At 64.0% G+C, this 10,318-nt stretch carries 9 protein-coding genes; 5 read left to right on the top strand and 4 right to left on the bottom strand.

Annotation, left to right across the window (positions count from 1 at the left end; translation table 11 throughout):
- Positions 1-184 precede the first annotated feature (184 nt).
- Both DFS21_RS25100 and DFS21_RS25095 read right to left on the bottom strand, forming a co-directional pair.
- A complete protein-coding gene (locus DFS21_RS25100) occupies positions 185-1,678 on the bottom strand; it encodes a CoA-acylating methylmalonate-semialdehyde dehydrogenase (RefSeq protein ID WP_110703787.1) in 1,494 nt (497 codons plus the stop codon).
- A 71-nt stretch (positions 1,679-1,749) separates the two neighbouring features.
- Complete coding sequence (locus DFS21_RS25095) at positions 1,750-3,096, bottom strand: aspartate aminotransferase family protein (protein WP_046854153.1); 1,347 nt, start codon at positions 3,094-3,096, stop codon at positions 1,750-1,752.
- A gap of 119 nt (positions 3,097-3,215) precedes the next feature.
- Here DFS21_RS25095 and DFS21_RS25090 point away from each other — a divergent pair, with 119 nt between their 5' ends.
- The 5 genes from DFS21_RS25090 to DFS21_RS25070 all read left to right on the top strand — a co-directional run bounded on the left by DFS21_RS25090 (position 3,216) and on the right by DFS21_RS25070 (position 7,647).
- On the top strand, positions 3,216-4,133 hold the full coding sequence (locus tag DFS21_RS25090) for a LysR family transcriptional regulator (protein WP_110703785.1): 918 nt from the start codon (positions 3,216-3,218) through the stop codon (positions 4,131-4,133).
- 85 nt (positions 4,134-4,218) lie between these two features.
- Positions 4,219-4,881: a TetR/AcrR family transcriptional regulator gene (locus DFS21_RS25085; protein ID WP_046854151.1), complete on the top strand. Its 663-nt coding sequence runs from the start codon at positions 4,219-4,221 to the stop codon at positions 4,879-4,881.
- 9 nt (positions 4,882-4,890) lie between these two features.
- Positions 4,891-5,475, top strand: coding sequence for a YigZ family protein (locus DFS21_RS25080; protein ID WP_111533378.1), 585 nt, complete (start codon positions 4,891-4,893; stop codon positions 5,473-5,475).
- Positions 5,476-5,922: 447 nt separating this feature from the next.
- The gene (locus tag DFS21_RS25075) at positions 5,923-6,609 is read left to right on the top strand and encodes an SDR family oxidoreductase (protein WP_111533376.1); all 687 of its coding nucleotides are present in this window, start codon (positions 5,923-5,925) and stop codon (positions 6,607-6,609) included.
- Between the two features lie 87 nt (positions 6,610-6,696).
- Positions 6,697-7,647 carry an adenosine deaminase gene (locus DFS21_RS25070; RefSeq protein WP_110703781.1) on the top strand — a complete coding sequence of 317 codons (951 nt, stop codon included), beginning with the start codon at positions 6,697-6,699 and terminating at the stop codon, positions 7,645-7,647.
- On the opposite strand, the gene DFS21_RS25065 is transcribed toward DFS21_RS25070, so the two are convergent.
- Together DFS21_RS25065 and DFS21_RS25055 are read right to left on the bottom strand one after the other, a co-directional pair.
- A complete protein-coding gene (locus tag DFS21_RS25065) occupies positions 7,644-8,354 on the bottom strand; it encodes a helix-turn-helix transcriptional regulator (protein ID WP_110703779.1) in 711 nt (236 codons plus the stop codon). The genes DFS21_RS25070 and DFS21_RS25065 overlap by 4 nt on opposite strands.
- Before the next feature lie 640 nt (positions 8,355-8,994).
- Positions 8,995-10,176 carry a multidrug effflux MFS transporter gene (locus DFS21_RS25055; RefSeq protein WP_111533374.1) on the bottom strand — a complete coding sequence of 394 codons (1,182 nt, stop codon included), beginning with the start codon at positions 10,174-10,176 and terminating at the stop codon, positions 8,995-8,997.
- Between the last annotated feature and the right edge of the window lie 142 nt (positions 10,177-10,318).

The following is a 10,318-nucleotide window of genomic DNA, read 5'->3' as shown; positions in this document are numbered from 1 at the left end:
TCCGGAACCTTTCCAAACAATCAACTCATTGATATTCAAGGAGTTTTTCGTTCCGATGTCGCTGGAAGTGGGGCGCATTATAAGGGGATCTGAAAGCCCGTCAACCTTTATTTCAGTTATATAAAGCAAAACCTCAAAACAAAGCGGGGCGGCCTCTCGGCCGCCCCGCTTTCATCCCTGCGCCTTACAAGCTAGGGAAGGCAAACTGCGACGCCTCATGGCTGGCCCGCTGCGGCCAACGCTGGGTGATCGCCTTGCGACGGGTATAGAAACGCACACCGTCCGGCCCGTACGCATGCAGGTCACCAAACAGCGAACGCTTCCAGCCACCGAAGCTGTGATACGCCACCGGCACCGGCAGCGGCACGTTGACGCCAACCATGCCCACTTCGATCTCGTCGCAGAACAGCCGCGCCGCCTCACCGTCACGGGTGAAGATGCAGGTACCGTTGCCGTACTCATGCTCGTTGATCAACTGCATGGCCTGCTCCAGGCTGTTCACCCGCACCACGCACAGCACCGGCCCGAAAATCTCTTCCTTATAGATGCGCATTTCGGGGGTGACCTTGTCGAACAAGGTGCCACCAACGAAATAGCCATCTTCATTACCGGACACACGGAAACCGCGCCCATCGACCACCAGCTTGGCGCCAGCGGCAACGCCGTCGTCAATGTAACCCACCACCTTGTCACGGGCAGCGGCAGTCACCAGCGGGCCCATATCCAGGCCGCAGGACGTACCGGCACCGATCTTCAGCGCCTTGATCTGCGGCTCCAGCTTGGCAATCAGCGCATCGGCCACCTGGTCGCCGACACACACCGCCACCGAAATGGCCATGCAGCGCTCGCCGCAAGAACCATAGGCGGCGCCCATCAGCGCGCTGACCGCGTTGTCCAGGTCGGCATCAGGCATCAACACCGCGTGGTTCTTCGCGCCGCCCAATGCCTGCACGCGCTTGCCGCGCTTGGTGCCTTCGGCATAGATGTATTCGGCGATCGGGGTCGAGCCGACGAAGCTCAGGGCCTTGACCTCTGGCGCCTCGATCAGCGCGTCAACCGCTTCCTTGTCGCCATGCACCACGTTGAGGATGCCCTTCGGCAGGCCGGCCTCCAGCAGCAACTGGGCGATATAGAGGGTCGAGCTGGGATCACGCTCGGACGGTTTGAGAATGAATGCGTTGCCGCAGGCGATGGCCAGCGGGTACATCCACAGCGGTACCATGGCCGGGAAGTTGAACGGGGTGATACCGGCGACGATGCCCAGCGGCTGGAAATCGGACCAGGCGTCGATGTTCGGGCCGACGTTGCGGCTGTACTCACCCTTGAGCAGCTCCGGGGCGGCGCAGGCGAACTCGACGTTCTCGATGCCACGCTTGAGTTCGCCCGCAGCGTCCTCCACGGTCTTGCCGTGTTCCTCGCTGATCATCTGCGAGATTTTCGCTTCGTTCTGCTCAAGCAGTTGCTTGAAGCGGAACATCACCTGGGCGCGCTTGGCTGGCGGGGTATTGCGCCAGGCCGGGAAGGCGGCCTTGGCCGAATCGATGGCCTGCTGGATGGTGGCGCGGCTGGCCAGCTCGACCTTGCGCACGGCCTGGCCGGTCGACGGGTTGAAGACATCGGCGGTGCGCTCGCCCTTGCTGACCAGCTCGCCGTGGATCAGGTGCTGAACAATGCTCATGCATAACTCCAGATAAAGAAGGTAGAGACAGGCGCGTGGTACTCACACGCCCGACGTCAAAATCGGAAAAATCAGTCGACCTTGTTCAGGGCTTCGCCCACGGCGTCGAACAGACGGTCCAACTCTTGTGGCTGGGTGTTGAAGGTCGGCCCGAACTGCAGGGTGTCGCCACCGAAGCGTACATAGAAACCGGCTTGCCACAGCTTCATGGCAGCCTCGTACGGACGGACGATGGCATCACCGTCGCGCGCGGCAATCTGGATCGCGCCGGCCAGGCCGTAGTTGCGGATGTCGACGACGTTCTTGGTGCCCTTGACGCCGTGCAGCAGCTTCTCGAAGTGCGGCGCCAGCTCGGCGGCGGACTGCACCAGGTTTTCCTTCTGCAGCAGGTCCAGCGCGGCGATGCCGGCGGCGCAGGCCACCGGGTGCGCCGAATAGGTGTAGCCGTGGGGGAATTCCACCGCGTACTCAGGGGTCGGCTGGTTCATGAAGGTCTGGTAGATCTCGCCGGTGGCGATCACCGCGCCCATCGGGATGGCGCCGTTGGTGACCTGCTTGGCGATGCACATCAGGTCCGGGGTCACGCCGAAGGCTTCAGCACCGGTCATGGCGCCCATGCGGCCGAAGCCGGTGATCACTTCATCGAAGATCAGCAGGATGTTGTGCTGGCTGCAGATCTCGCGCAGGCGCTTGAGGTAGCCCTTCGGCGGCGGCAGCACACCGGCGGAACCAGCCAGCGGCTCGACGATCACCGCGGCGATGTTCGAGGCGTCATGCAGCTCGATCAGCTTGAGCATCTCGTCGGCCAGGGCGATACCGCCCTCTTCCGGCATGCCCTTGCTGAACACGTTGGCCGGCAGCACGGTGTGAGGCAGGTGGTCGACGTCCAGCAACTGACCGAACAGCTTGCGGTTGCCGTTGACGCCACCCAGGCTGGTGCCGGCGATGTTGACCCCGTGATAGCCACGGGCACGGCCGATGATCTTGGTCTTGGTGGCCTGGCCTTTCAGGCGCCAGTAGGCACGAACCATTTTCAGCGCGGTGTCGGCGCACTCGGAGCCGGAGTTGGTGAAGAACACGTGGTTCAGGTCGCCCGGCACCAGGTTGGCGATCTTCTCGGCCAGCTGGAACGACAGCGGATGGCCGAACTGGAAGGCCGGCGAGTAGTCGAGGGTGGCGACCTGGCGAGCCACTGCCTCGCTGATCTCCTTGCGGGTATGCCCGGCGCCGCAGGTCCACAGGCCCGACAGGGCGTCGAACACCTTGCGACCCTTGTCGTCGACCAGGTAGTTGCCTTCGGCCGCCACGATCAGCCGCGGGTCGCGCTGGAAGTTGCGGTTGGCGGTGTACGGCATCCAGTGAGCGTCCAGCTTGAGCTGGCTGGCCAGGCCGGCTTGAGCGGATTCGGGCATGTTCATCGGGCGGTTCCTCGAAAGACGATTAGGCAACGATGGGTGTTGTTGCAGCTAAGTTGTCACGGCGATAAAGTTCGAAAAACCCAGCTTTTCTAACCTTCAGTCAGCGGATAACTAAACTAATGAGCCGACGCCCCGACCCCCTCGCCCAAGTCAGCGATTTTGACATTCGCCTCTTGAAGATCTACCGCAGCGTGGTCGAGTGCGGCGGCTTTTCAGCGGCGGAAAACGTCCTGGGCATAGGCCGCTCGGCCATCAGCCAGCAGATGAACGACCTCGAGCAACGCCTGGGCCTGCGCCTGTGCCAACGCGGCCGGGCGGGGTTCTCGCTGACCGAGGAGGGGCGCGAGGTCTACCACTCGGCGCTGCAACTGCTCAGCGCCCTGGAGTCGTTCCGCACCGAGGTCAATGGCCTGCACCAGCACCTGCGCGGTGAGCTGAACATCGGCCTCACCGACAACCTGGTCACCCTCCCGCACATGCGTATCACCCACGCCCTGGCCGAACTCAAGGACCGCGGCCCCGATGTGCGCATCCAGATCCGCATGATCGCCCCCAGCCAGGTCGAGCAGGGCGTGCTCGACGGCAGCCTGCACGTGGGCGTGGTGCCGCAGACCAGCCCGCTGTCGGGGCTTGAGTACCAGCCGCTGTACAGCGAGCGCTCCCTGCTCTACTGCGCGGTCGGCCACCCGCTGTTCTACGCCGACGACCTGCAGATCGATGACGATCGCCTCAACGCCCAGGACGCGATCGCCCCGACCTTCCGCCTGCCCGCCGACATCCAGGCGCACTACCAGGCCCTGCACTGCACAGCCAGCGCCTCGGATCGCGAAGGCATGGCCTTCCTGATCCTGACGGGGCGCTACATCGGCTACCTGCCCGACCACTACGCCAGCTTCTGGGTGCAGCAAGGTCGCCTGCGCGCGCTGAAGCCCACCCAGCGCTTCTATGACCTGGGCCTGAGCTGGGTAACGCGCAAGGGCCGGCGGCCGAACCTGGTGCTGGAAAGCTTCCTCGAGAGCCTGGCTGCGACACGCTGATGCCTGTCCCTGACGCTAATGCTTGTCACTTCGCCACAGGCAGGTAATCTGTCGGACATCCGTAACGACCCGCCCGGAATCGTCCATGACCCTAGAAGTCCCTGCGCATCGCTCCCCCACCTCGGGCAAGCCCGCCGGCCGCATCCGCCAGAAGAACGAACAGGCCATCATCCAGGCCGCCGAGGACGAGTTCGCCCGCCACGGCTACAAGGGCACGAGCATGAACACCATCGCGCTCAAGGCCGGGCTGCCCAAGGCCAACCTGCATTATTACTTCACCAACAAGCTGGGCCTGTACATCGCGGTGCTGAGCAACATCATCGAACTGTGGGACAGCACCTTCAACGCCCTGAGCGTGGAGGACGACCCGGCCGAGGCGCTCAGCCAGTACATCCGCACCAAGATGGAGTTCTCCCGGCGCAACCCACAGGCCTCGCGGATCTTCGCCATGGAAGTCATCAGCGGCGGCGAGTGCCTGAGCGAGTACTTCAGCGCCGACTACCGCGAATGGTTCCGTGGCCGCGCCGCGGTGTTCCAGGCCTGGATGGACGCCGGCAAGATGGACCGGGTAGATCCGGTGCACCTGATCTTCCTGCTCTGGGGCAGCACCCAGCACTACGCCGACTTCGCCACCCAGATCTGCCAGGTCACCGGCCGCAGCCGCCTGACCAAGCAGGACATGGAAGACGCCAGCAACAATCTTATCCACATCATTCTCAAAGGCTGCGGCATCAGCACGCCTGCCTGACCCGGACTTATGCCTTCTACCCTGCTCGAGCTCTGCGAATTGCGCGAAGAAATCCGCAAGAGCCGCTTCATCACCCTCGCCGGCCCGATCGACAGCCCCGCCGAGGCCATGGCCTTCATCGAACGCCACAGCGACCTGGCGGCCACCCACAACTGCTGGGCCTGGAAGCTCGGCGCCCAGTACCGCAGCAGCGATGACGGCGAACCGGGCGGCACGGCCGGGCGACCGATCCTCGCCGCCATCGAAGCCCAGGACTGCGACCAGGTGGTGGTGTTGGTGATCCGCTGGTACGGCGGCATCCAGCTGGGCACCGGTGGACTGGCCCGGGCCTACGGCGGCGGCGCCAACAAATGCCTGCAGCAGGCACCCAAGCGTGTGCTGGTGCAGCGCAGCGCGTTCAGTTGCAGTTGCACCTTCAGCGAACTGGCGCTGCTCAAGCTGCGCCTGGCTGAGGTGGACGGCGTGGTGCTGGACGAGCAGTTCACCGCTAACGGCGTCGACCTGCGCATCGCCCTGGGTGAGATCCACCTCGCGTCACTGCAGCAGCAACTCGCCGACCTGAGCCGCGGTCGCATTCTGCTGGAAAGAGAGTGAGCGTTGCCCACAACTACTGTGGGCCTGCCTGTGGATAAGCTTTGGGCAAGCTGATACAGGCCTTGTTCGACAAGGCCTGCGAAGCATTGAGCATATTTTGATCACATTCGTGTGACACCGGCACAAGTGACTGAAAGACTGTGAGTTATCCCCAGCTTTCAATGTAAGCCCGCCCCCAAACCACCATTTTCAGGCCCGCTGCGCTTGCACACAATTACTGTGGAGCGGCTTGTGGATAACCCGTGAACTACAGCGCCAGGCCCAGCCCCCACAGGCTTTCCAGGCAATCGATCGTTTTTTGATCAGTCTCCACAAGGCGAGCGCCAGGTACCTGGTTTATGCTCGTCACCCAGGCCTTTCCCGGTGGAGGGCAATCACCCCGTTGTCGCGCGGCGAGCGAAACTATGCACAACAGCGCTCGCCCAGCCTTTGATATGGAGTATCGCAATGACCGCAAACAAGAACGCCCTGATCATCGGCGCCTCCCGAGGCCTTGGCCTGGGGCTGGTGCAACGCCTGCAGGAAGACGGCTGGAATGTCGTCGCCACCGTGCGCGACCCGCAACAGCCAGGCGCTCTGCGCGAGGTTTCCGGTGTGCGTATCGAGCGCCTGGAGATGAACGACACCGCCCAGCTCGACGGGCTCAAGCAGCGCCTGCAGGGTGAAGTGTTCGACCTGGTGTTCGTCAACGCCGGCGTGATGGGCCCGCTGCCGCAGGACCTGGAAAGCGTGCAGGTACAGCAGATTGGCGAGCTGTTCATGACCAACGCCGTGGCGCCGATCCGCGTGGCCCGGCGCCTGGCCGAACTCATCCGCAAAGACAGCGGCGTGCTGGCGTTCATGAGCTCGATCCTGGGTAGCGTGACCATCCCCGACGGCGGTGAGATCTGCCTGTACAAGGCCAGCAAGGCCGCCCTCAACTCGATGATCAACAGCTTCGTGGTCGAGCTGCAGCGCCCCGACCTTGCCGTGCTGGCCATGCACCCGGGCTGGGTGAAGACCGACATGGGCGGCGAGAATGCCGAGATCGACGTGCTCACCAGCACCCGTGGCATGCTCGAGCAGATCAAGGCGCAGAGCGGCAACGGCGGCCTGCGTTTCATCAACTACAAGGGCGAGCCGCTCACCTGGTGATCCAGGGCCTTGCGGGCCTGGGTGGGCGCATTGCCCAGCCAGGCCCTGTAGAATGGCGGCCAACCGTACCTGATCGAGATTGCACACATGTATGACTGGCTGAACGCCTTGCCCAAGGCGGAACTGCACATGCACCTGGAGGGCTCACTGGAGCCTGAACTGCTGTTCGCCCTTGCCGAACGCAACAAGGTCGCGCTGCCCTGGGCCGATGTCGAAACCCTGCGCGGCGCCTATGCCTTCAACAACCTGCAGGAATTCCTCGACCTCTATTACCAGGGCGCCGGCGTCTTGCGTACCGAGCAGGATTTCTACGACCTGACCTGGGCCTACCTGCAACGCTGCAAGGCGCAGAACGTTGTCCACACCGAGCCGTTCTTCGACCCCCAGACCCACACCGACCGGGGCATCCCGTTCGAGGTGGTGCTCAATGGCATCACCGGCGCACTCAAGGATGGCCGTGAACAGCTTGGCATCTCCAGTGGTTTGATCCTCAGCTTCCTGCGCCACCTGAGCGAGGACGAGGCGCAGCAGACCCTCGACCAGGCCCTGCCCTTCCGCGACGCATTCGTCGCCGTAGGCCTGGACAGCTCGGAAAAAGGTCATCCGCCCAGCAAGTTCCAGCGCGTCTTCGACCGCGCCCGCAGCGAAGGCTTCCTGACCGTGGCCCATGCCGGCGAGGAAGGCCCGCCCGAATACATCTGGGAGGCACTCGACTTGCTCAAGATCCAGCGTATCGACCACGGCGTGCGCGCCATCGAGGACGAACGCCTGATGCAGCGCATCATCGACGAGCAGATCCCGTTGACCGTCTGCCCGCTGTCCAACACCAAGCTGTGCGTGTTCGACCACATGAGCCAACACAACATCCTCGACATGCTCGAGCGTGGTGTGAAGGTCACGGTCAACTCCGATGACCCGGCCTACTTCGGCGGCTACGTCACCGAAAACTTCCATGCCCTGCACGAGCACCTGGGCATGACCCAGGACCAGGCACGCCGCCTGGCGCAGAACAGCCTGGACGCACGCCTGTTGCGCTAACCGGCCTGGCGCGAGGGCAGGCAGGCGATCGCGTTGATCTGCTGCTGGCCGAGCGGTGTAAGGTGAACCGCCCGGCTGCCCTCCTGCTCACGCACCCAGCCCGACTGGGTAAACAGCCTGAGCAACGCCTTGCCCAGGTAACCGCCCAGATGCGGGCCCTGATCGTCCCACTTGCTGCAGTGGCAGATCACGCAGCCACGCCGGTCGGCGGCGGCCAGTGCGTCAATGAATACCCCCAGCGCCTCCAGTTGCCCCTTGCCCTCCTGGCTTACGACCAGTTGCTGTTCGCTGCCCTCCAACCAACCGGCCACATGCAGCCGATGCAGCAGCGCAGCAGCCACCTCGCCGCCCAGATGGTCGCCGCACAGGCGCGCCTTGCGCATCGACATGGGGATTTGCAGCGAGGAGCCCTGCCCCCCGGCTGAGCGGCTGGCCAACTGGACGCTGGCAAGGGCCTCCACCGCGGTGCCGACCTCCGGCGTTGCCAGGCGGAAGAAGCGTTTGCGCCCACGCGCCTCGTGCCTGAGCAAGCCGGCACTGGACAGCAGCGACAGATGCGCGCAGGCCGAGGAAGTGCTCAGGCCGGTGATCACGGCAAGCTCGTCCGCCGCACGCGGGGTGCCATCGATCAACGCCCACAACATGGCGCTGCGCTTGGGTTCGGCCATCAGGCTGGCAACCTGACTGATGCTGCGGACTGCGGTCATGAAACTGAAGCTCCCTGATGTAACCCGTCTGGCGGCGATAAGCGCCGACGCCCTGCCGCCTGTGCGGGCAAGCACGGGATTGTTCGTATGCCGGATGTTCAGCGCCAGGCCAGGAAAGATCTCACGCTGGCATTGGGCGCCTGAGGCAGTATAAGCCGCTGGAGGGGGCTCGCCTTGAGGGCGGCATGCTCGGAATGGGTCGTCGTTGGTCCCCCGAGCACCGTTCTGGAAGGTGCGTCTGTCAGTGCGCCACGCCGCAGACGCGGCTTATGCCCCCGTTCTACTGTGGCTGCGCCAGGAACGTGGCTGGTAGTGATGATCAAGAAGCTGGAAAAGTCCGATAGCCACGGTGAAAACTTCTGCCCTGCAAAACAGAAGGTCTCCCTACTTCAGGCCACCATGACCGTCAGTCAGGGGACTGATCCTGGTCATGGCGAGCGCGGGTGGCGGCGCTACACTGGATTCGCTCCCGCTCACTGGAGGTGAATCGCGATGAAGATTGTCGTCAGTGCGTCGAACCGAAATCCCGCTTGCCCCTGGCAAGTCCAGCTCGACCAGCATGTGGTGAGTTTCCGCAACGAGGCCGAGGCGCGGTCATTCGTCGCCCTGCTCGAGGCGCGCCTGAACGCGCCCCACCCGCTCACGCAGGCCGGCTGGCCTGCAGCCGCCGGGTCAGCATTGCGACACTGACCACCAGCGCGCCGCACAGGCTGATCACCAGCGCCATGGGCACCGCGCTGCCATCGTGCAGCACCCCGACCAGCGCTGCCGCACCCGCGGCGACGCTGAACTGCAGGCAGCCCATCAGCGCCGAGGCGCTGCCGGCCCGCGTGCCCTGCCCGCTCATGGCGCAGGCCGAGGCGTTGGGGATGATGCAACCAAGGCTGGCGATGCATATGAACAACGGCACCAGCAACGGCCACAACTGCGCTGGGCGCAGCGCCGCGACCAGCAGCAGCGCCAGCGCCGCCACCAGGTACAGCCACACTGCCCGCGCCAGCAGGAACGCCGGGCCACGCTTGGCCAGCAGACGCGCATTGACCTGGGCCATCAGGATGAAGCCTGCGGCGTTGGTGCCGAACAACCAGCCATAGTGCTCGGCGGGCACCCCGTACAACTTGATGAACACGAACGGTGAACCGGCGATGTAGGCGAACATCCCGGCGATGGCGATGCCGCCGGTCAACGCATGGCCGACAAACACCCGGTCACCGAACAGCCGCAGGTACTGGCGCAGCGCCCCCGACAAGGGCTGGCGCGGCACATGTGCCGGCAGGCTCTCCGGCAGTCCCAGGCCGACGGCCACCAGGCAGGCCGCGCTGAACAGGCTCAGGGCGAGGAAAATCGACTGCCAACCAGACACATTGACCAGCACGCCACCGAGCATCGGCGCGAGGATCGGTGCCAGGCCCATCACCAACATCAATTGCGAGAACACCTTGGCCGAGGCCACCGCGTCGCACTTGTCGCTGACGATCGCCCGCGACAGCACCATGCCGGCGCAGCCACCCAAAGCCTGGACGAAGCGCGCCACGATCAGGCTGTCGAGGTTGGGAGCATAGGCGCAGGCCAGGGAGGCCACGGTAAAAAGGCCCACCCCGAACAGCAGCGGGATGCGCCGGCCGAATCGGTCGGCCACTGGCCCATAGGCCAGCTGGCCCAGGGAAAGGCCGAGGAAGTAGGCGGCCAGGGTCGTCTGCACATGCTTTTCGTCGGTGGCGAAGGCATGCGCCATGGCCGGGAAGGCGGGTAGATAGAAGTCGATCGCCAAAGGCCCGAACGCACTGAGGGCGCCGAGAATCAGCAAGGTTCGCAGGTTCATGGAGAATCCATAGCAGGCTAAGCAAGTCGGTTAGTCTACCTGCACTGGATCATTGGGCGTTGAAAACCTTTGTAATAATTGGCCTGCATTTCTGTAGACGCGGACTTGCCCGGGCAGCCCGCTTCTACAGAAATGCTTTAGC

The organism is Pseudomonas sp. 2848, assembly GCF_003253945.1.
Classification (GTDB): domain Bacteria; phylum Pseudomonadota; class Gammaproteobacteria; order Pseudomonadales; family Pseudomonadaceae; genus Aquipseudomonas.
The sequence above is the reverse complement of the archived record's forward strand: the minus strand, read 5'-3'. Positions and strand labels throughout refer to the sequence as shown.

Excerpts from the sequence above, each read along its gene's own strand:
- DFS21_RS25100 (WP_110703787.1), bottom strand. The coding sequence starts at position 1,678 with ATGAGCATTGTTCAGCACCTGATCCACGGCGAGCTGGTCAGCAAGGGC.
- DFS21_RS25095 (WP_046854153.1), bottom strand. The coding sequence starts at position 3,096 with ATGAACATGCCCGAATCCGCTCAAGCCGGCCTGGCCAGCCAGCTCAAG.
- DFS21_RS25090 (WP_110703785.1), top strand. The coding sequence starts at position 3,216 with ATGAGCCGACGCCCCGACCCCCTCGCCCAAGTCAGCGATTTTGACATT.
- DFS21_RS25085 (WP_046854151.1), top strand. The coding sequence starts at position 4,219 with ATGACCCTAGAAGTCCCTGCGCATCGCTCCCCCACCTCGGGCAAGCCC.
- DFS21_RS25080 (WP_111533378.1), top strand. The coding sequence starts at position 4,891 with ATGCCTTCTACCCTGCTCGAGCTCTGCGAATTGCGCGAAGAAATCCGC.
- DFS21_RS25075 (WP_111533376.1), top strand. The coding sequence starts at position 5,923 with ATGACCGCAAACAAGAACGCCCTGATCATCGGCGCCTCCCGAGGCCTT.
- DFS21_RS25070 (WP_110703781.1), top strand. The coding sequence starts at position 6,697 with ATGTATGACTGGCTGAACGCCTTGCCCAAGGCGGAACTGCACATGCAC.
- DFS21_RS25065 (WP_110703779.1), bottom strand. The coding sequence starts at position 8,354 with ATGACCGCAGTCCGCAGCATCAGTCAGGTTGCCAGCCTGATGGCCGAA.
- DFS21_RS25055 (WP_111533374.1), bottom strand. The coding sequence starts at position 10,176 with ATGAACCTGCGAACCTTGCTGATTCTCGGCGCCCTCAGTGCGTTCGGG.